Consider the following 19,065-nt stretch of genomic DNA (forward strand, 5'->3'; position numbering starts at 1 on the left):
AGGCCCGCAGCCCAAATCCGAGCCGCCGAACGCGCACAGGGGCTGCGCAGGTGACCGGTACGCGCTGTAATGGCCAACGTGGTCGGTGAGGGCGCTGCGGGACGCAGCAGGAGAACGCTGCGTGCGGAAGGCGCCCTGAGGGCGATCGCAGCCGACCCGGACTCACCCGACCGGGTGCGCAGGATCCTGGAGCAGGCCCTCGTCTTCGCCGGCGCCGCGTTCGCCGCCCTGTACACGCCCGGCGCGGACGGAGAACAGCTCTGTCTGGTGGAGTCCGCCGGAGTCCCGAGGACACTGTGCGGGGTGCGCGACAGCTACCCCGTCGCAGGCCACTCCCCGGTGGCGGAGGCGCACCGCGGGCAGCCGGTGTGGCTGGGCCCGGAGGACCTCGCCGCACAGGCCCAGTCGCGGCGCGTACCCAGTCGCGACTTCCATCTGGGTGCCCTGCCCGTGCGTCACGACGGCGGCGGCTGTCTGCTCGCGGTGAGCGACCGCGCCGGCGGATTCGACGCCGACGACCGCCTCTGCCTCGGCCTGGTCGCCGACGCCGTCGCTTTCCCCGCGCCCCCCGCGGCAGCGAACGGCTCGGAACTGCCGCCGGGCGGCTTCAGCCTCGCCATGGACACCGGCCGGGTCCGGGTCGACGGGGCCGTCCTGGAACTGTTCGGCATGGACCCGGGCGAGTTCGACGGGCGGGTGGAGACCCTGCTGGGCCTGACGGTGCCGGAGGACCTGCCCTCGCTGATGTCCGTCGTCGAGGCCGACCACATGACGATCGGCGAGCGCGAACTGGAGTTCCGGGTGCTCCAGCCCACCGGCCCGCCCAAGTGGCTCCGGCTGCGCGGCCGGCTGGTGCCCGGCGGCGAGGGGCGCCCGGCGCGCCTCGTGGGCTCCGTCGCCGACGCCTCGACGCTGCGCTCCGACATCACGGACGTGGCCCGCGTCCAGCGCCTCGCCGCCGCGCTGGCCACCGCCGTCACCGTCGGCGACGTCGGCAAGGCCGTGGTCGCCGCATTGCGCAGGCCGCTGCGGGCCGACCGGATAGCCCTCGCCGAACTGGAGAGCGACCGGCTCGTCGTCACCGTCCTCGACCCGCCCGAGCCCGAGGCCTGGCCGGAGCTGTGGCGCGCGGAGTGGCGTACCGAATGGCCCGACGCCCCCGTGCGCACCATGCCGACCCTCGCCGCCGCGCTACGCGAGGGGCGCGCGGGCATCTGGCCCGCCGGGTCCCCGCTGGAGCCCGCCCTCGCCGAGGTGGGTCCGGGCGGCCTGGCCGTGCTTCCGCTGCCCGCCGGCAACCGCATGGCCGGCGCCTGCCTGATCGGCTGGGACACCCCGCACGACTTCGGCGCCGACGAACGCGCCCTGCTGACCGCCGCCGCGGGCCTCGCCGGGCAGGCTCTGATGCGGGCCCGCGCCTTCGACGCCGAGCACGAACTGGTCGGCATGCTGCAACGCCAGCTGCTGCCGCGCCGCCTGCCCCGGCTGCCCGGCGGGGTCGCCGTGGCCCGCTATCTGCCCAGTACCGCCGGGCTGGAGCTCGGTGGCGACTGGTACGACGTGATCCCCCTGCCCGACAACCACGTCGCGCTGGTCATCGGCGACGTCCAGGGCCACAACGCCGGCGCCGCCACCCTCATGGGCCAGATGCGCACCGCACTGCGCGCCTACGCCGTCGAGGGGCACCCGCCGGACGTGGTGGTCTCCCATGCCAACCGGCTGCTCATGGACATGGAGACCGATCTCTTCGCCACGTGCTGCTATGTCGACGTCGACATGGAGGAGGGCTTCGCCTGGTGCGTCCGCGCGGGCCATCTGCCGCCGGTCCTGCGTCACCCGGACGGCCGTACCGAGATCGCGGAGGCCGAGGGCGGCCCGCCGCTCGGGGTGGTGCGGCAGAGCGACTTCCCCATGAGCCCGCTCCGGCTGCAGCCCGGCACGATGATCGCGCTCACCACGGACGGCCTCGTCGAGTCGCACGAGGCCGACCTCGACGAGGGCATGGACCGCTTCGCCCGGCAGCTGTCCGATGCCGACCCCGCCCGCCTCGGGGCGGTCGCGGACGCCCTGCTCGGCAAGGCCCCGCGCAGCGACGACGTCGCGCTGCTGCTGATGCGCTACGACGGCATGACCTCGCGCCCGCTGCGGGAGAGCTGGACGGTGTGGCGGGTGCCCCAGGCGGTGGGGCACGCCCGCCGCTTCACCCGGCGCACCCTGCGCTCCTGGGGCGTCACCGAGGACATCGACGCCCCCCTGCTCGCCGTCTCCGAACTGGTGACCAATGCCCTGGTGCACACCGACGGCCAGGTCCGACTCGACCTCACCCTGGTCAACGGGCGGCTGCGCATCGCCGTGGCCGACGCCTCGCCCCGTACGCCGGTGAAGCCCACCAACATCGGCTGGGAGGCCACCGGCGGCCGGGGCATCCTGCTCGTCGAGGCGGTATCGGCGGCCTGGGGCACGGTCCCCGTGAGCGGGGGCAAGCAGGTGTGGGCGGAGTTCGTCCTGCGCTGACCGCAGTGGCTGGCGCGTGCAGCGACGACCTGGTGACCGTGGGACCGGACGACGCGACCTCGACCACGCGGTGCGGCTGATGCGCGAGTACGCCGTACCGCATCCCGGTCGTCTAGGGCGGCGGACACCCCGTCGGCGTCGTGTCGGCGGGCGACGCCGCCATGGAGCGCGATCCGAAGTCTGCCCTCGGCGACATCGGCGTCGCCTGGCCCCACGCCTGAGCCCCGTGGCCCTACGACGTGAACGCCCCGCGACGGGCCGGGAGTAGCGGGCCGTGCGGCCGGGCGCGGCGGCCCGGGCGTTTGGTCTTGCGCGCCGCTGGGGACTCGGAGGCCCAGCGGAAACGGGAAGGAAGATGATGTGCCGTGACCTCAGAGATCAGTGAAAAACCCCGTCCCCGACGGCCGGAGACCGGCTGGGCGCGAGCGCAGCGGCTGCGCGGCAAGGACCCCCTGCGGACCTGCCAGCCCGCCGTGGACCGCGGCGGCCCCTTCGCCACCCCGGCGCCGGAGGCGGAGGCGAACATAGTCAGGGGCGAGGACTAGCAGGGCGGGGACGGACCGGTTGAGCCGTCACGAGCACCTGGCCGCCGCCTACGGTGGAACCGTGCGACTGCTCCTGATGTCCGACACCCACCTGCCGAAACGCGCCAAGCGGCTGCCCCAGCCGCTGCTGGACGAAGTCTCCCGTGCGGACGTGGTGTTCCACGCGGGGGACTGGGTCGACGCCGACACCCTTGATCTGCTGGAGAGCCGCAGCCGCAGGCTGGTCGCCGTGTACGGGAACAACGACGGGCCCGCACTGCGCGCCCGGCTGCCCGAGGTCGCGTACGCGGATCTGGGCGGGCTGCGGTTCGGCGTCATCCACGAGACCGGACCCGCGCAGGGCCGGGAGGCCCGCTGCGCCCAGCGCTTCCCGGACCTCGACGTGCTGGTGTTCGGACACAGCCACATCCCGTGGGACACCACCGCGCCCACGGGACTTCGTCTGTTCAACCCGGGCTCTCCGACGGACCGCCGCCGGCAACCCCACTGCACCTATATGACCGTCAAGCTCACCGGGGGCAGGATCGACGAGGTGGACCTCCACCGTCTGCCCAGACGCTGACGGGCCGGGCCGCTTCGTCTCCAAGGAAGCGGCCCGGGCGCTGCGAGTAGTTGCGCTTTCACGGACCCCCTTCCCACGATCGGAGGTGATACCGGGCGACTACCCGCCCCCGGCGTACTCACACACCCCGTCGCACCATCGGGGAGCGCAGCCGCTCGCTCAGCCGGCCGAGGGGCCGGACCAACCTTCCGCCACCTGTCCCAGGCGAACCCGCTGTGGATGGTCGCCCACGGCGACGGAGACGGTCTTCTCGCCGGTCGCGAAGTCGATGGCGGTGACCCGGTCGGCGCCGCTCTCGGAGACCACGCAGGACTTCCCGTCACCGCTGACCGTGGCCCAGTACGGCTTGGATGCGGTGACGAGTGGCCCTTCCTCCAGGGTCGCGCGGTCGACGACGGTCGCGTAGTCGTCCATGGTGCCCGCGACGCACAGCTTGGTGCCGTCGGGCTTCATGGTGATGCCGTGGTGGCGGGAGTCGTTGACCCAGGTGGTGCGGTCGTTGCTGGTGGCCGGGTTCTTCGGCAGGGTCTTGGTGCGGGTGATCCGGTCGGTGGCGACGTCGTACTCGAAGAAGCCGTTGAAGAAGGACACCTGGAAGTACAGCTTCGACTCGTCCGGGGAGAACGCGGCCGGGCGGACCGCGTCGGAGTGGTCGCCGAGGCCGATGGCGTCGAGCCGCTCGCGCATGTCGATGACCCTGACCTGTTCGAAGGTGGTGGCGTCGACGACGGTGATGCGGCGGTCGCCCTTCGTCCAGTCCAGCCAGGGCGCGTCGAGGGCGGTGTTCACCTCGCCGATGGACATGTTCCAGATGTGCTTGCCGTCCGCGCTGAAGATGTTCTCGTGCGGCTTGTCGCCGGTGCGGAATGATCCGAGTTCCTCGCCGGTGCCGATGTCCAGGACATGCACGGTGTTGGAGGTCGAGGCCGAGACGGCGACGCGCTTTCCGTCGGGGGAGACGGCCATGTGGTCGGAGCGGTAACCGGACACCGGGAAGCGCCAGTTGACCTCGCCGGTGGTGAGATCGAGGGAGACCACGTCGGCGAAGCTCGGCCGGGAGACCACCACCGAGGTGCCGTCGGGGGTGGAGTACATGTCGTCCACGAACTGGTCGTGTCCCTCGCCGACGCTGTTCCGGATGCCCATGAAGTACATCCAGCGGATCGGGTCGGCGTTGATTTCCGCCATCCGCCGGTCCTTGTCCGGGATCACATTGATCCGCCCGAGCTTGGCGAAGTCGCCGCCGGACTCGATGACATCGGCGGTGCCGTCCCAGTTGTTGCCCACGAACAGCACCTCGCGCAGGGCGGCGGGGGAGCCGGAGGCGGGACCGGCGCTCGCGACGCCCGCCGGGGCGGTGACGGTGAGGGCGAGGGCGGCGGCCAGGACGCACAGGTGCCTGGTTCTGCGGAGCGGCATGACGGCTCTCTTCTCTGCGAGTGGGGGGCGCTAGGAGTGGGACATGCCAACAAGGCGGACGGGAACGGGAATCTGAACAGGCGTACTTTCACAATCAACTTACTGAAAAGTAAGGACGAGGCCCCCTTCTCCACAAGACTGCGTACACGACAAAATTGGCCGTGCGCACAAGGAGGGGAGGCCCGGTGCCGGACAGACCTCGGGCACCGAGCGGCCGTTACGGGGGAAAGTCCGCGGAGGAGCGGAAGGCCGAGCGGCGACGCCGCTTCCTCGGCGCGGCCCTCGAGCTGTTCGGCGCCGGCCCCGGCTACCGGTCCACCACGGTCGCCGCCCTCAGCGAGGCCGCGGGGCTGTCGACCCGTCAGTTCTACGAGGAGTTCCGCAATCTGGAGGACGTACTGGCGGCCCTCCATCTCCAGGTCAACGACCGGGCCGAGGCGGCCGTCATGGCCGCGGCCGCCCGGACGGCGGACACCCCGATCCCCGAGCGGGCCGATGCGATCTTCCGCGCCTACGCCGCCGACATCACCGGCGACCCGCGCCGGATCCGCATCGCGTTCGTGGAGATCATCGGCGTCAGTCCGCGCCTGCAGCGTCAGCGTCTGGCCCGGCGCGCCCAGTGGGTTGAGCTGATCTGCGCCGAGGCACGGGCCGCCGCCGCACGGGGAGAGGCGGCGCCCCGCGACCACCGCCTCGCCGCGACCGGCTTCATCGGCAGCGTCAACGGCCTGCTCCACGACTGGAGCGCCGGGTGGGTGGAGGCCACCCTCGACGAGGTCGTGGAGGAACTGGTCCGTCAGCTCCTGAGCATCCTGCGCCCGCCCGGCTGGACCCCGCCGGCCGGATGAGCGCCGTCAGCCGCCGGCCCGGGCGGCGCGGACCGGCCGGCTCCCGTCACTCGTCCCAGGCCTGGATCATTGTCTGCCCGGTGATCCTGCCGTCCCGCAGGGTGAGCATGGACTCCGAAAGCACCCGCACTCCGTCCGGGTACCGGCAGCTCTCGCAGTAGGCGGCATGGTCGCCCTGGACGACGCACGCCTCCAGCGAGTGCGTCATGTCGCGGCTGTAGACGTCGTCGAGCATGGCGGCGATCTCGTCCCGGCCGTGCAGGACGCTGGGGTTGCTGGGCTGGGTGTTGCGGTCCACGATGCGCAGTTCCGCGTCGTCCGCGTAGAGCGACACCAGTGCCTCCGAGGTGTCCGCCTCGATGCCCCGGCGCAGTGTGTCGGTGCCGAAGACGGGTTGTGCCGCGGTTGTCATGATGACCCACCTCCTCCGAGGCCGCAGCCCGGACCTCCGGCGGGCCGAGACGGCCTCTCCTACGAGCGTCCTCCGGCCCGAGGGCCGCGGCAAGCCATACGACGGCCCCCGCCGCGGCAAGCCATACGGCCCCCGCCACGGCAAGCCGCACGACGGCCCCCGCCGCGGTCACTCACCCGTCGCCAGGAACTGCGTCGCCGCCAGCTCCGCGTACAGCGGATCGCCGGTCACCAGCTCCCGGTGCGTGCCGACGGCGCGGACCCGGCCCGCGTCCATCACCACGATCCGGTCGGCCATCGTCACCGTGGACAGCCGGTGCGCGACCACCAGCACCGTCGTCGTGCGCGCCACATCGGCGACGGTGTCGCGCAGCGCCGCCTCGTTCACCGCGTCGAGCTGCGAGGTGGCCTCGTCGAGCAGCAGCAGCCGGGGCCGGCGCAGCAGCGCCCGGGCGATGGCGACCCGCTGGCGCTCGCCGCCGGACAGCTTGGTGCCGCGATGCCCGACGAGGGTGTCGAGACCGTCCGGCAGCCGGGACACCAGACCGTCGAGCCGGGTCGTCTTCAGCACCCGCGTCACCGTGCCGTCGTCCGCCTCGGGGTTCCCGAGCAGCAGGTTGTCCCGCAGGGAGCCGGACAGGACCGGCGCGTCCTGTTCCACATAGCCGATCGCGGCCCGCAGCCGCGCCGGCTCCCAGTCGGCCAGATCACGGCCGTCGAGCGTGATCACACCCGAGTCGGGCTCGTAGAACCGCTCGATGAGGGAGAACACCGTGGTCTTTCCCGCGCCGGAGGGGCCGACGAACGCGGTCATGCCCTGCGCGGGCACCGTGAACGTCACCCCGTGATGGACGTACGGCAGGTCGTCGGCGTAACGGAAGCGGACGTCCTCGAAGGCGAGCGCGGCGGGCCGCGTCCCGGGGCCGGGCAGCTCCACGGGGCCGGCCGCCGGTTCGGCGGGCAGCCGCAGCGCCTCCTGGATCCGGGCCAGGGCGGCGCTGCCCGTCTGGTACTGCGTGATCGCGCCGACGACCTCCTGGATCGGCGCCATCAGATAGAACACGAACAGCAGGAACGCCACCAGCGTCCCGATGTCGATCGCGCCCGTCGCCACCCGCGCGCCGCCCACCGCCAGCACCGTGATGAACGCGATCTGCATCGCCAGCCCGGCCGTGTTCCCCGCCGCGGCGGACCACTTGGCGGCCCGCACACTCTGCCGCCACGACTCCTGCGCGGCCTCGTGCAGCGTGCGCTCCTCCCGCGGCTCGGCACCCGACGCCTTCACCGTGCGCAGCGCGCCCAACACCCGCTCCAGCGAGGCACCCATCACGCCGACCGCGACCTGCGCCCGCCGGGCGGCCCGGTTGATGCGCGGCACGATCACGCCCAGCACCGTCCCGGCGACCGCGATCACGCCCAGCGTGACGGCCAGCAGCACCGCGTCCACCAAACCCATCAGCACCACGGTCGCGGCGAGGGTCAGACCGCCGGTGCCGAGACCGACCAGCGAATCGGTGGTGACCTCGCGCAGCAGCGTGGTGTCGGAGGTGATGCGGGCCATGAGATCGCCCGGCTCACTGCGGTCCACGGCCGTGATCCGCAGCCGCAGCAGATACGACGACAATGAGCGCCGCGCTCCCAGCACCACCGACTCCGCGGTGCGCCGCAGCACATACGAACCCAGCGCCCCCAGCACCGCGTTGGCGACGACCAGGGCCGACATCAGCAGCAGCGCGCCGGTGATGGCGCGGTCGTCGGAGAGGTCGTCGATCAGGTCCCGGGCCACCAGCGGCAGCATCAGCCCCGTCGCGCCGGTCAGCAGCGAGAGCAGGGCACCGCCCAGCAGCGCCCACCGGTGCGGCCGCACATACCCGAGCAGCAGCCGCCAGGCCGGCGGGTCGGGTTCCTCGGTTACGACGCTCACATGGCCCCCCTGGGTGTCGTATGGAGGTTCAGGCTACGTCGGGGGCGTGGACCCGCCGCACCGCGGTCGGCATCGGCGATCGTTCCCGCGTAGGGTCAAGGGGACGGACACCCGGCCGACGAAGGAGTCAGCACCATGGCCCAGGAAGTACGCGGCGTGATCGCACCCGGCAAGGACGAGCCGGTGCGGATCGAGACGATCGTCGTACCCGACCCTGGACCCGGCGAGGCGGTCGTGCGGGTCCAGGCCTGCGGGGTCTGCCACACCGACCTCCACTACAAGCAGGGCGGCATCAGCGACGACTTCCCCTTCCTGCTCGGCCACGAGGCCGCGGGCGTCGTCGAGTCGGTCGGCGACGGTGTCACCGACGTCGAACCCGGCGACTTCGTGATCCTCAACTGGCGTGCGGTGTGCGGGAAGTGCCGCGCCTGTCGGCGCGGCCGCCCCTGGTACTGCTTCGACACGCACAACGCGCAGCAGAAGATGACCCTCGCCGCCACCGGCCAGGAGCTCTCCCCGGCCCTGGGTATCGGAGCCTTCGCCGAGAAGACCCTGGTGGCCGCCGGACAGTGCACCAAGGTCGACCCCGCGGTGTCCCCGGAGGTCGCCGGACTGCTCGGCTGCGGAGTGATGGCCGGCATCGGCGCCGCGATCAACACCGGCAACGTCGGCCGCGGCGACTCGGTCGCCGTCATCGGCTGCGGCGGCGTCGGGGACGCGGCGATCGCCGGCTCCCGGCTGGCCGGCGCGGCGAAGATCATCGGCGTGGACATCGACGCCCGCAAGCTGGAGACCGCACGCTCCATGGGCGCCACCCACACGGTCAATTCGCGCGAGACCGACCCGGTGGAGGCGATCCGCGAACTCACCGGCGGCTTCGGAGCCGACGTCGTCATCGACGCCGTCGGCCGCCCCGAGACGTACAAACAGGCCTTCTACGCACGTGACCTGGCCGGCACGGTGGTCCTGGTCGGGGTGCCCACACCGGAGATGAAGATCGAACTGCCGCTCCTCGACGTCTTCGGCCGCGGCGGCTCCCTCAAGTCCTCCTGGTACGGCGACTGTCTGCCCTCCCGGGACTTCCCGATGCTCATCGACCTGCATCTCCAGGGCCGGCTGGACCTGGCCGCGTTCGTCACCGAGACCATCGGGCTCGACGAGGTGGAGAAGGCCTTCGACCGCATGCACCGCGGCGACGTGCTGCGTTCGGTGGTGGTGCTGTGATGACCGCCCGTATCGAACGTCTCGTCACCTCCGGACAGTTCAGCCTCGACGGCGGCACCTGGGACGTCGACAACAATGTGTGGATCGTCGGCGACGACCACGAGGCGATCGTCATCGACGCCGCCCACGACGCCGACGCCATCGCCGAGGCGGTGGGGGACCGCCGGCTGACGGCCATCGTGTGCACCCACGCCCACAACGACCACATCGACGCCGCACCCGCCCTCGCCGACCGCACCGGCGCCACCATCTGGCTGCACCCCGACGACCTGCCGCTGTGGAAGCAGACCCACCCCGACCGCGACCCCGACTCCTGGCTCATCGACGGCCAGGTGATCGAGGCCGTCGGCGCCGACCTCACCGTGCTGCACACCCCGGGGCACGCGCCGGGCGCCGTCTGCCTCTACGACCCCGGGCTGGCCACCGTGTTCACCGGCGACACCCTCTTCCAGGGCGGTCCCGGCGCCACCGGCCGCTCCTACTCCCACTTCCCGACGATCATCGACTCGATCCGGAACCGGCTGCTGACCCTCCCGCCCGAGACCAAGGTCCTCACCGGCCACGGCGACCCGACCACCATCGGCGCGGAGGCCCCGCACCTGGAGGAATGGATCGCACGCGGCCACTGAGCGGCCGGCCGGGTGACCGGCGCGAAAAGGCGACAGAAGATGTCCGGCTTACCCGTCACCCTCGAAGGGACAGCGAACAGACCGGTGACGGGAGGCCGTACATGTCGGAGTCGGAGCAGTTGCAGGGCAGGGTCGCGCTGGTGGCCGGGGCCACCCGGGGAGCCGGACGCGGCATCGCCGTCGAGCTGGGGGCGGCGGGCGCGACCGTCTACGTCACCGGCCGCTCCACCCGCGCCCGCCGCTCCGAGTACGACCGCCCCGAGACCATCGAGGACACCGCCGACCTGGTCACCGAGGCGGGCGGTCGGGGCATCGCGGTGCCGACCGACCACTTGGACCCCGCACAGGTCCGTACGCTCGTGGACCGCATCGCCGACGAACAGGGCCGGCTGGACGTCCTCGTCAACGACATCTGGGGCGGCGAGAACCTCTTCGCGTGGGACGCGCCCGTCTGGGGGCACGACCTGGACAAGGGCCTGCGCCTGCTCCGTCTCGCCGTCGAGACCCACGCCATCACCAGTCACCACGCCCTGCCGCTGCTGCTGCGCCACCCGGGCGGGCTGGTCGTCGAGGTCACCGACGGCACCGCCGACTACAACCGCGACACCTACCGCGTCTCCTTCTTCTACGACCTCGCCAAGTCCTCCGTCCTGCGCATGGCCTTCGCCCTCGGCCATGAACTCGGCCCGCGCGGCGCCACGGCGGTCGCCCTCACCCCGGGCTGGCTGCGCTCGGAGATCATGCTGGACCACTTCGGGGTGCGGGAGGACAACTGGCGCGACGCCCTCGAGAACGTCCCCCACTTCGCCATCTCCGAGACAACGCGCTACATCGGCCGGGCCGTCGCCGCACTCGCCGCCGACCCGGACGTGGCCCGCTTCAACGGCACCTCCCTCTCCAGCGGCGGCCTCGCCCAGGAGTACGGCTTCACCGACCTCGACGGCAGCCGCCCCGACGCCTGGCGCTACCTCGTCGAAGTCCAGGACGCGGGCAAACCGGCGGACGTGACCGGCTACCGCTGACCGCTGACCGCTCCGACCCCTGCCGCCGCGCACGTCCCGGCGGCTACCGTCACCCCCATGACGAGTGACACACGGCGTTTCGAGGGGTACGGAGTCATGATCACCGGGGCGGCACGCGGCATCGGCGCGGCCGCCGCCCTGCGATTCGCCGAGGAGGGCGCGCGGGTCCTGGTGGCCGACGCGGACCGGGACGCCGCGGAGACGACGGCAGCGGCGCTGCGGGAACGGGGGCCCGGCGCCGAGGCCTTCGCCTGCGACGTCACCGACCGGGCGTCGGTCGAGCGTGCCGTGGCGCACGCCGTGAGCGCCTTCGGCTCACTCGACGTCCTGGTCAACAATGCCGCCCACTGCACCCCCGACGCCGCCCGCTTCGAGGACGAGCCGGACGAGGAGTGGGCGGCGGACCTCGATGTCACCCTCACCGGCGCTTACCGCTGCAGCCGCGCCGCACTCCCGCACCTCGCCGCCTCCGGCCGGGGCGCCATCGTGAGCGTCGGCTCCGTCAACGGCCTCCAGGACTTCGGCAACCACGCCTACAGCGCGGCCAAGGCGGCCCTGCTCTCCCTCACCCGCACCCTCGCCGGACACGCCGGGCCGCGCGGGGTGCGGGTCAACCTCGTCGCACCGGGAACGGTCCGCACCCGCGCCTGGGCCGGCCAGGACAAGGAACTCGAAGCGCTCCGGCGCCTCTACCCCCTGGGGCGGGTCGGCGAACCCGAGGACATCGCGGCCGCCATCGCCTTCCTCGCCTCCCGGGACGCGTCATGGATCACCGGGACCACCCTCGTGGTCGACGGCGGGATCACGGCGGTCAACTCAGGCTTCCGGCATGCGCTGGACGAGGTCTCCCCGTAGCCGCCGCGCCGCTCCGCAGGGAACCCGGGCGGGCCGTACAACCGAACCTCCCCCTGGAACGTCTACCTGGCTAAGTGCGCAGGCCGCAAACTTCCGCGGAAAGGCAGAACGGACCATGGGGGACATTCACAGACGGAGTGCCGTCGTCCTCGGAGTCACCTCGCTGGTGGCTCCGCTCACACTCGCGCTCGGTGCGGCGCCCGCGCAGGCCGCGAGCTGCACCACCTCGGCGGGCCCGTACCAGAAGAAGGTGGAGAAGTTCCTCGGCCGTCCGGTCGACGGCAAGCAGTCCTCCGCCGACTGCAAGGCCATCCGCTCCTTCCAGACCAAGCACGGCATCAAGCCGAACATCGGGTACGCCGGACCCATCACCTGGGGGGTGATGGACCTGATGAACAAGCAGAAGGCGGTCGGGAAGAACCCGAACAAGTCCGGCAAATGCCCCACGAACAAGGGCCGGATCGCCTGTGTGAACCTGACGCTCCAGCTCAGCTGGATCCAGGACGGCAAGAAGCTGGTCTACGGGCCCGTCCCGGTCCGCACCGGACGCAACGGGTACGAGACCCGCACCGGCCTGAAGAAGATCTACTGGCGCAACATCGACCACGTCTCGACCATCTACGACGTGCCCATGCCCTACAGCCAGTTCTTCGACGGCGGCCAGGCCTTCCACTCGGCCGGCGTCAGCATGTGGAACCCGCCCGGCTCCCACGGCTGCGTCAACATGACCAAGACGGTCGCCAAGAAGTACTGGTCGCTGCTGAAGAAGGGCGACGACGTCTACGTGTACGGCCGCAAGCCGGGCACCTGATACCGCGCGCCGAGAGGTGAACTCACCCACGTTCCACGGCAGATGGACGTGATCAGCAACACTGTCGGAAATGTCCGATGCGCGTGCGAATACTCACAGCGTCTTCACGTCGGGAGCCGTATGCTTCACGGCATGTCCACCACTGTTGAACCCTCCTCCGAGCGATCGGCTGCCGAGGTCAACGAGGAGATCCGGGCCCTGTGGCTCCGGTCGGGCGGGACACTCAGCGTCGAACAGCGCGAGCAGTACCAGCGCCTGGTCCGGGAGTGGGCCTCGGCCCTTCCGCAGCCGGCCAGGGCGGCCTGACCGGCCCCTGCGGCCCGTCCCGGGGGCGGCCTCGGCATCGTAACCCCGTCCGCAGGGCACCCGTCAGTGAATGGGTGCCCTTCTCGCACTGACCTCGGCCCTCACCTACGGCATCGTCGACTTCGCGGGCGGACTGCTGTCCCGCCGTGTCCCGCACGCCGCCGTCACCCTCCTCGGCCAGATCGGCGGGCTGCTGCTCGCCGCAGGGGCCGCCCTCCTCCTGCCCGCCGACGCCGTCGCGGGCACCGATCTGCTGTGGGGCGCCCTGTCCGGCGTCGGCAGCGCCACCGCTATGCGCTTCCTCAACCGTGGCCTCAGTCACGGTGCGATGAGCGTGGTGGTGCCCGTGAGCGCCGTCACGGGCGTCGCCCTGTCCGTCCTGTGCGGCGTCCTCCTGCTCGGCGACCGGCCCGGCGCCCTGGCCTGGGCGGGGATCGCCGTCACCGGGCCCGCGCTGTGGTGGGTGTCCGGCGGCGGCACCCGTCTGGGCAGAGAGGCGACGGACGGGCTCCTGGCCGGCGTCGGCGTCGCCGTGCAGTACGTCGCCCTCGGCCAGGCCGATCCCGTCAGCGGGCTGTGGCCCGTCGCCGCGGGCCGCGTCGCCGCCGTCCTCGTCCCCGGGCTGCTGCGGCTGCCGGCGGGGCCGACCGCCCAGGCACTGCTGATCGGGGCCGGAGCGGCCCTCGGTCTCGTCCTCTATCTGCTCGCCGCCCAGCGGCAGATGCTCGCCGTCGCGGTGGTCCTCGCCTCCCTCTACCCGGCTCTGCCCGTCGTGCTCGGACTCGTCGTGCTGCACGAACACGTCTCCCCACGGCAGACCGCCGGCCTGCTGGGAGCCGCCCTGGCGACGGTGCTCCTCACAGTCGGCTGACCGGCCCGGGGCCATGGCCCGCTCAGCCCCACGTCGCCGAGTAGTGCCGCCGGTACGCCTTGCGCTCCTGCTCCGCGCGGATCCACCGCGAGGCCACCAGTGCGACCAGGCTGCCGCCGATCACCAGCAGACCGGGCCCGACGTTCTGCGGGTCGGCCAGCCGGGACAGCAGCGTCGAGGGGTCCGGGACGATGCCCCGCACCGGGGCCGACGATCCCGGAGAGGCGGAGTCCGGCGCCGCCGCGCCCCCGGCGTCCGACGGGGCCGGGGACGGCGCCGCCGCACCGCCGTCGGCGCCGGGCGCCACGATGAGCCGCACGTCGAGCTGCGCCAGCGCCTTCGTCAGCGGCTGGAAGTACGTCGTACCGCCGGTCCGGCAGTCACCGCTGCCGCCGGAGGTGACGCCGAGCGCGATGCCCTCCGAGAACATCGGACCGCCGCTGTCACCGGGCTCCGCGCACACATTGGACTCGATGAGACCGCTGACCGTCCCCTCGGGATAGTTCACCGTCGCATTGAGCGCGGTCACCTCTCCGTCGCGCAGTCCGCTGGTGCTGCCGCTGCGGAAGATCCGCTGCCCGACCTTCGGATCGGCGACCCCCGTGATCCGTATGCCCTTGCCGCCGCCGATGGCTACCACGCCCGCGCCCTCGCCGGCCCGCCCGCCGTCGTACTCGATGAGCGAGTAGTCGTCCCCGGGAAAGCTGCTGCCGACCGTGGTGCCGACCTTCTGCCTGGCCCGCTCGTCGGCGAACCACACCGACCCGTCGGGCCCGCAGTGCCCGGCCGTCAGGATGAACTCCCGTTCCCCGTCCGTCACGTTGAAGCCCGCCGAACAGCGGCCGGCCGTGGACAGAATGGGCTGGGCGCCGTTGAGGCGGGTGGTGAAGGTGCCCTCGGTCCGCTCCATGCGCACGAAGCCGCCGATGCCGTCCGCCACGTCCGTCAGCTCCGACCAGTCGTCCGCCGACACCGTGCTGTCGCCCCGGACGACCACCTCGTTGGACCGGTAGTCCATCACCCACGCCGTGCCGGGCACGCGCGGCGCCGAACTCAGCGTCTTCGTCGCGGACTTGAAGTCGTCCATGCTGTGGCGCACCATCTTCGGCTCGGCGCCCGCCTCGCGCACCTCGGCGGCCGCCTCCTCGTCCGTGACCGCGACCACCGTCCTCCCCTCGGCGTTGATCCAGCTGCCCGCCGTACGGGATGTGCCGAGCTTCGACACGAGACCGGCGCCCGGACCCGTCGCCGTGTCCTCGGCGGCGGAGAACGGAACCGCCTCGGGCACCTGCGGTTCACTGGCCACGGCGCGTGTGACCATCGTGGCCCCCAGGAGGAGTCCGCCGACGGCCGCCAGCCGTGTCACTCGCCGGACGACCCGTCGTCGTGCGTGCCTCATGCATGGCTCCCGAACCTCTGCAGTGCGGTGCGAACACCGCGGGGCCTCCGCTGAGTGGTGTGCCCCCTTCCCATACGGACCCCGGACCCCGCGTGTTCACCCCGGACGCGATCCGGTCTGCGCGAACCTGGTCAACGGTCGGTGTCTAGCGGCGGGTTGGCGGTGTCCAGGCCGAGCGCGACCGCGCTGCGCGGGTCGCCCCACACCGACGCCCGGTCCACGTAGGGGCGCAACAGCACGGCCAGAGCCGGATCCCCGCAGCCATTCAGCTCGTCCGAGGCCACCTTCCGCGCGATGCCGGCGAGGAAGTCCGCGAGCTGCACCCGGGGATCCTCCCGCGCGACGACCAGCCGCACCTCCTCAAGACAGATGCCGCCGCGCCGCGCGGTCTCCTCGATCCACGCGATGCGTTCGGGCGTCAGCAGGTTCTGCCGGTCGTGCACCAGCCGTACGGGCCGCCGTCCGCCCGCGCTCCAGTACGCGGCCGTGGAGACGATCGCCGGGAGCAGGGGATTGAGCACCGGTATCCGCACGTCCGGCCCGTCCGGCCGTTCCGTCCGGTACGCCTCGGCACGGTCCCGCCGCGCCGCCAGCCGCCCCAGCACCCGCGCGGCCGGCGTACCGGCGTGCGCGCCGCGCAGTTGGTCGACCGTGCCGAAGAACCCCGCGACGGACGCTCCCGGTTCCCCGCCGCGTACGCGCAGTAGCTCGTTGGCCGCCCGCAGGAACCGCGCCCAACCGTCGACCCCGAGGTCCCGCCGCCCGGCGCGGAACAGGACGACGGCTGCGACGGGGTCCTCGAGGAGCAGGTCGACCACGCGGTCCACCACGAAGAACGCCTTCTCCGTCAGATGCACATGGGCCCGGCCGTGCAGCGGCCCGCCGGGGGCCGGCAGCCACTCCAGCACCGACCGGTGCTTCTCCCGCAGCAGATGCGTCGCCTTGTACTCCGAGGCGGGTGAACGGATACGGTCCCGGATCTCCCGCACGGCGCCGGCCGCGGCCGCGGCGGACACGCACACCCCGGCGTGCGCGAACACGTCGGTGTTTCCGCCGGTCAGGTTCTCGCCGTCCGACCCCGACTCGTCGCAGGCGATCTCCAGCAGCGTGCCGGCGGTACGGTCACCTGCCTCGTTCTCCCGATGTCCGATCACACCGCGGCCCCTATCGTGTGCACATGACCAGGATCCCGCACGAAACGTCCGGTGAACCGAATCCCCTGCACGCCCTCACCCTCGACCGCCTGCGATTCCGCACCAGCATGAAGTGGCGCACCTATCCCGAGGACGTGCTGCCCCTGTGGGTGGCCGAGATGGACGTCCCCGTCGCCGAACCGGTCGTGCGCACCGTCACCGAGGCCATGGAACTCGGCGACACGGGCTACCCCGCCGGCAGCGCCTACGCCGAGGCGCTGGCCGCCTTCGCCGAGAAGCGGTGGAACTGGGGCGGGCTCGCCGTCGAGCGGACCGCGATCGTGCCGGACGTCATGCTGGGCGTGGTCGAGATGCTCAAACTGGTCACGGACCACGGCGATCCGGTCGTGGTGAACCCGCCGGTGTACCCGCCCTTCTTCGACTTCGTGCGGCACATGGACCGCCGGGTCGTCGAGGCTCCGCTGGGCGCGGACGGGCGGATCGACCTCGCCGTCCTGGAAGACACCTTCCGGCGGGAGACGGCCGGGCGGGGGCGGGCCGCCTATCTGCTGTGCAGCCCGCACAACCCCACCGGCACCGTGCACACCGCCGAGGAACTGACGACCGTGGCCGCCCTCGCCGAGCGCTACCGTGTACGGGTCGTCGCCGACGAGATCCACGCGCCGCTGGTCGTCGGCGACACGGCCTTCGTGCCGTATCTGAGCGTGCCGGGCGCCGAGCGCGGCCTGTCCCTCATGTCGGCGTCGAAGGCGTGGAATCTGGCCGGACTCAAGGCGGCCCTCGCCGTCGCCGGGCCCGGCGCGGCCGGCGACCTGGCGCGGATGCCTGAAGAGGTCGGCCACGGTCCGAGCCATGTCGGCGTCCTCGCCCACACCGCCGCCCTGCGCGACGGCACCGCCTGGCTGGACGCCCTGCTCGCCGGACTCGACGCCAACCGACGGCTGCTCGGCGACCTCCTGGCCGACCGGTTGCCGCAGATCCGCCACCGGCCAGGGGACGCCACCTACCTCGCCTGGCTGGACTGCCGCGCCCTCGGGCTCGGGGACGACCCGGCCCAGGTCTTCCTGGAGCACGGCCGGGTGGCCCTCACCTCGGGCCTCCCCTTCGGCACGGGCGGCAAGGGCCACGCCCGCCTGAACCTCGCCACCTCCCCCGAGCTGCTGACGGAGGCGGTGCGGCGGATGGCGGTCGCCGTTGAGCGGGCGGCGGACGCCCACGGCTGACGAGTGCTTCGGTGACCCACGCCTCGCGGCCCTCTACGACCCCCTTGACCCCGATCGCAGTGGCTGCTGTTCGCCCCAGCTGCGGGCAGTCGTGCCTCCCCCAGTGCCTTGAGGGCCTGGGAGGTACCCCCAGGGCGATGGGGGTCCCCCCGCTCGAGCGAAGCCGAGAGTGGGGGAGGGTGGGCACAGCGGCACCCCGCCAACGCCGGGCTGCGCAACCCCCCGCTCGGCCACCATGACGGCAAGCGTTGCCCAGCCGATCGCCGATCCCGACCTCTGGCACCGCACCCTGCGGGGCGCCCGCGCGGCGCTGCGGCCCGGGGACGGCAGGAGATCGAGGCCGACCTCGCCGGCCACGGATTCCAGCTGGAGGAGATACGGGACGCACCCGACCGCCCGGGCCGCGAGCTTGTCTTCGTCGCCCGCCGCCCGGACGACGCCCCCTAGACTTCCCCCATGGACGACGCGTTGGCGGCCCGGCTCGGGGCGGGGAAGTATCTGTTGCTCACCAGCTACCGGAAGAACGGCACGCCCGTGGCCACGCCCGTGTGGGTGGTGCGTGACGGTGACGCGCTCGGGGTCTGGACCGCCGCCGACTCCTGGAAGGTGAAGCGGATCCGCGCCCACGGCGACGTCCTCGTCGGCCCCTGCGACATGCGCGGCAATCCGACCGGGGAGCAGGCCCCGGCTACCGCGGAGATCTGCGACCCCGCCACCACCGCCCGCTATCGGGAGCTGCTGGCCCGCAAGTACGGCCTCCTGGGCCGGCTCACCCTGCTGGGCAGCCGCCTGCGCCGGGGTACGAAGGGCACGGTCGGGATCCGCATCACCCTGTGACACGGCTGCCGGTGTGTCAGGTCCAGGCCCGCAACGGCTCGTCGACCAGCTGGAAGACCGGTTCGCCCCGCACCGGGTCCTTGGCCGTCGACAGCCGGACCCGGTCACCGCTGTGGATGCCGATGGGCGGGCCCATGACCCTGCCGCGCACCACGAACCCCTCGGCCATCTCGATCAGGGACACATTGCGTGCCGCGGGGGTGTTCCGGTGCAGCACCGTGGAATGGCGGACCGTCCCGACGCCCTCGCTGCGCTCCGTACGCAGTTCGCTGCCCTGGCAGACCGGGCACAGCAGCCGGTGGTACATGGCGGTGCCGCACCAGGTGCAGCGCTGGTAAAGCATGGCCTCCGCGCGGTCGGCGCCCCGGGGCTCGAGGACGCCCGTCGCGGAGCCGGCTGCCTGCTGAGCGACGCTTCCTGAGTGGTGGTACACGCTGTCAACTCCCTGCATCCGGCCGTGATCCGGCGTGCCCGGCCGTCCGGGCACGCGTGTGCCCGGTCTTCGGCGCCA

General features: G+C 72.4%; 19 protein-coding genes and 2 pseudogenes. 15 read left to right on the forward strand and 6 right to left on the reverse strand.

The features are described 5' to 3' along the window. The first annotated feature begins 69 nt into the window (after window positions 1-69). The 4 genes and pseudogenes from AB0L56_RS11835 to AB0L56_RS11850 all read left to right on the forward strand — a co-directional run bounded on the left by AB0L56_RS11835 (window position 70) and on the right by AB0L56_RS11850 (window position 3,621). The gene (locus tag AB0L56_RS11835; protein WP_365421858.1) at window positions 70-2,514 is read left to right on the forward strand and encodes a SpoIIE family protein phosphatase; all 2,445 of its coding nucleotides are present in this window, start codon (window positions 70-72) and stop codon (window positions 2,512-2,514) included. Beyond that, window positions 2,514-2,735 (forward strand): annotated as a pseudogene (locus AB0L56_RS11840) (CBS domain-containing protein); the annotation flags it as partial. The gene AB0L56_RS11835 and the pseudogene AB0L56_RS11840, both read left to right, overlap by 1 nt. A 144-nt stretch (window positions 2,736-2,879) precedes the next feature. Beyond that, entirely contained in the window at window positions 2,880-3,059 is a 180-nt protein-coding gene (locus tag AB0L56_RS11845) for a hypothetical protein (RefSeq protein WP_361025270.1), read from the forward strand. 61 nt (window positions 3,060-3,120) lie between these two features. Next, window positions 3,121-3,621 (forward strand): metallophosphoesterase, encoded by a 501-nt coding sequence (locus tag AB0L56_RS11850; protein ID WP_365421861.1) that lies wholly within the window; start codon window positions 3,121-3,123, stop codon window positions 3,619-3,621. A 159-nt stretch (window positions 3,622-3,780) separates the two neighbouring features. Here AB0L56_RS11850 and AB0L56_RS11855 read toward each other — a convergent pair whose 3' ends face one another. Continuing rightward, the gene (locus tag AB0L56_RS11855; RefSeq protein WP_365421864.1) at window positions 3,781-5,040 is read right to left on the reverse strand and encodes a YncE family protein; all 1,260 of its coding nucleotides are present in this window, start codon (window positions 5,038-5,040) and stop codon (window positions 3,781-3,783) included. A gap of 185 nt (window positions 5,041-5,225) precedes the next feature. On the opposite strand from AB0L56_RS11855, the gene AB0L56_RS11860 reads away from it, so the two are divergent. Further along, window positions 5,226-5,888 (forward strand): TetR/AcrR family transcriptional regulator, encoded by a 663-nt coding sequence (locus AB0L56_RS11860; protein ID WP_365421867.1) that lies wholly within the window; start codon window positions 5,226-5,228, stop codon window positions 5,886-5,888. Between the two features lie 46 nt (window positions 5,889-5,934). Here AB0L56_RS11860 and AB0L56_RS11865 read toward each other — a convergent pair whose 3' ends face one another. Beyond that, the gene (locus AB0L56_RS11865; protein WP_361025281.1) at window positions 5,935-6,300 is read right to left on the reverse strand and encodes a nuclear transport factor 2 family protein; all 366 of its coding nucleotides are present in this window, start codon (window positions 6,298-6,300) and stop codon (window positions 5,935-5,937) included. A gap of 168 nt (window positions 6,301-6,468) precedes the next feature. Beyond that, window positions 6,469-8,223 carry an ABC transporter ATP-binding protein gene (locus tag AB0L56_RS11870; RefSeq protein ID WP_365421870.1) on the reverse strand — a complete coding sequence of 585 codons (1,755 nt, stop codon included), beginning with the start codon at window positions 8,221-8,223 and terminating at the stop codon, window positions 6,469-6,471. A gap of 135 nt (window positions 8,224-8,358) precedes the next feature. On the opposite strand from AB0L56_RS11870, the gene AB0L56_RS11875 reads away from it, so the two are divergent. The 7 genes from AB0L56_RS11875 (at window position 8,359) to AB0L56_RS11905 (ending at window position 13,941) form a co-directional block, all read left to right on the forward strand. Further along, entirely contained in the window at window positions 8,359-9,447 is a 1,089-nt protein-coding gene (locus tag AB0L56_RS11875) for an S-(hydroxymethyl)mycothiol dehydrogenase (RefSeq protein WP_361025287.1), read from the forward strand. Continuing rightward, the gene (locus AB0L56_RS11880; protein ID WP_365421874.1) at window positions 9,447-10,076 is read left to right on the forward strand and encodes an MBL fold metallo-hydrolase; all 630 of its coding nucleotides are present in this window, start codon (window positions 9,447-9,449) and stop codon (window positions 10,074-10,076) included. Before AB0L56_RS11875 ends, AB0L56_RS11880 begins: the two co-directional genes overlap by 1 nt. A gap of 101 nt (window positions 10,077-10,177) precedes the next feature. Continuing rightward, entirely contained in the window at window positions 10,178-11,098 is a 921-nt protein-coding gene (locus tag AB0L56_RS11885) for an SDR family oxidoreductase (protein WP_365421877.1), read from the forward strand. Between the two features lie 57 nt (window positions 11,099-11,155). Next, window positions 11,156-11,953 (forward strand): SDR family oxidoreductase, encoded by a 798-nt coding sequence (locus AB0L56_RS11890; RefSeq protein ID WP_365421879.1) that lies wholly within the window; start codon window positions 11,156-11,158, stop codon window positions 11,951-11,953. 115 nt (window positions 11,954-12,068) lie between these two features. Then, complete coding sequence (locus tag AB0L56_RS11895; protein WP_365421882.1) at window positions 12,069-12,764, forward strand: L,D-transpeptidase family protein; 696 nt, start codon at window positions 12,069-12,071, stop codon at window positions 12,762-12,764. Window positions 12,765-12,884: 120 nt separating this feature from the next. Continuing rightward, complete coding sequence (locus AB0L56_RS11900) at window positions 12,885-13,070, forward strand: hypothetical protein (protein ID WP_189556421.1); 186 nt, start codon at window positions 12,885-12,887, stop codon at window positions 13,068-13,070. A 70-nt stretch (window positions 13,071-13,140) separates the two neighbouring features. Continuing rightward, entirely contained in the window at window positions 13,141-13,941 is an 801-nt protein-coding gene (locus tag AB0L56_RS11905; RefSeq protein WP_365421885.1) for an EamA family transporter, read from the forward strand. Window positions 13,942-13,963: 22 nt separating this feature from the next. Here AB0L56_RS11905 and AB0L56_RS11910 read toward each other — a convergent pair whose 3' ends face one another. Both AB0L56_RS11910 and AB0L56_RS11915 read right to left on the reverse strand, forming a co-directional pair. Further along, entirely contained in the window at window positions 13,964-15,340 is a 1,377-nt protein-coding gene (locus tag AB0L56_RS11910) for a S1 family peptidase (RefSeq protein WP_365421887.1), read from the reverse strand. Window positions 15,341-15,471: 131 nt separating this feature from the next. Continuing rightward, on the reverse strand, window positions 15,472-16,494 hold the full coding sequence (locus tag AB0L56_RS11915; RefSeq protein ID WP_365421890.1) for a hypothetical protein: 1,023 nt from the start codon (window positions 16,492-16,494) through the stop codon (window positions 15,472-15,474). Window positions 16,495-16,517: 23 nt separating this feature from the next. On the opposite strand from AB0L56_RS11915, the gene AB0L56_RS11920 reads away from it, so the two are divergent. From AB0L56_RS11920 to AB0L56_RS11930, 3 genes and pseudogenes are all read left to right on the forward strand, one after another. Further along, window positions 16,518-17,717 carry an aminotransferase class I/II-fold pyridoxal phosphate-dependent enzyme gene (locus tag AB0L56_RS11920; protein ID WP_361025314.1) on the forward strand — a complete coding sequence of 400 codons (1,200 nt, stop codon included), beginning with the start codon at window positions 16,518-16,520 and terminating at the stop codon, window positions 17,715-17,717. Beyond that, a pseudogene (locus tag AB0L56_RS11925) lies at window positions 17,689-18,164 on the forward strand (hypothetical protein). The gene AB0L56_RS11920 and the pseudogene AB0L56_RS11925 overlap by 29 nt, the downstream one beginning before the upstream one ends. 9 nt (window positions 18,165-18,173) lie before the next feature. Continuing rightward, a complete protein-coding gene (locus AB0L56_RS11930; RefSeq protein WP_365421892.1) occupies window positions 18,174-18,554 on the forward strand; it encodes a PPOX class F420-dependent oxidoreductase in 381 nt (126 codons plus the stop codon). Window positions 18,555-18,570: 16 nt separating this feature from the next. Here the strand turns inward: AB0L56_RS11930 and AB0L56_RS11935 are convergent, their stop codons facing one another. Next, window positions 18,571-18,987 (reverse strand): zinc ribbon domain-containing protein, encoded by a 417-nt coding sequence (locus tag AB0L56_RS11935; RefSeq protein ID WP_365421895.1) that lies wholly within the window; start codon window positions 18,985-18,987, stop codon window positions 18,571-18,573. Between the last annotated feature and the right edge of the window lie 78 nt (window positions 18,988-19,065).

Source organism: Streptomyces sp. NPDC052079 (genome assembly GCF_040680275.1).
Classification (GTDB): Bacteria; Actinomycetota; Actinomycetes; order Streptomycetales; family Streptomycetaceae; genus Streptomyces.

Bases quoted from the DNA above. Each gene is read 5' to 3' on its own strand.
- AB0L56_RS11880 (WP_365421874.1), top strand. From the start codon at position 9,447: ATGACCGCCCGTATCGAACGTCTCGTCACCTCCGGACAGTTCAGCCTC.
- AB0L56_RS11885 (WP_365421877.1), top strand. From the start codon at position 10,178: ATGTCGGAGTCGGAGCAGTTGCAGGGCAGGGTCGCGCTGGTGGCCGGG.
- AB0L56_RS11905 (WP_365421885.1), top strand. From the start codon at position 13,141: ATGGGTGCCCTTCTCGCACTGACCTCGGCCCTCACCTACGGCATCGTC.
- AB0L56_RS11900 (WP_189556421.1), top strand. From the start codon at position 12,885: ATGCTTCACGGCATGTCCACCACTGTTGAACCCTCCTCCGAGCGATCG.
- AB0L56_RS11890 (WP_365421879.1), top strand. From the start codon at position 11,156: ATGACGAGTGACACACGGCGTTTCGAGGGGTACGGAGTCATGATCACC.
- AB0L56_RS11930 (WP_365421892.1), top strand. From the start codon at position 18,174: ATGGACGACGCGTTGGCGGCCCGGCTCGGGGCGGGGAAGTATCTGTTG.
- AB0L56_RS11920 (WP_361025314.1), top strand. From the start codon at position 16,518: ATGACCAGGATCCCGCACGAAACGTCCGGTGAACCGAATCCCCTGCAC.
- AB0L56_RS11855 (WP_365421864.1), bottom strand. From the start codon at position 5,040: ATGCCGCTCCGCAGAACCAGGCACCTGTGCGTCCTGGCCGCCGCCCTC.
- AB0L56_RS11895 (WP_365421882.1), top strand. From the start codon at position 12,069: ATGGGGGACATTCACAGACGGAGTGCCGTCGTCCTCGGAGTCACCTCG.
- AB0L56_RS11865 (WP_361025281.1), bottom strand. From the start codon at position 6,300: ATGACAACCGCGGCACAACCCGTCTTCGGCACCGACACACTGCGCCGG.
- AB0L56_RS11835 (WP_365421858.1), top strand. From the start codon at position 70: ATGGCCAACGTGGTCGGTGAGGGCGCTGCGGGACGCAGCAGGAGAACG.
- AB0L56_RS11910 (WP_365421887.1), bottom strand. From the start codon at position 15,340: ATGAGGCACGCACGACGACGGGTCGTCCGGCGAGTGACACGGCTGGCG.
- AB0L56_RS11875 (WP_361025287.1), top strand. From the start codon at position 8,359: ATGGCCCAGGAAGTACGCGGCGTGATCGCACCCGGCAAGGACGAGCCG.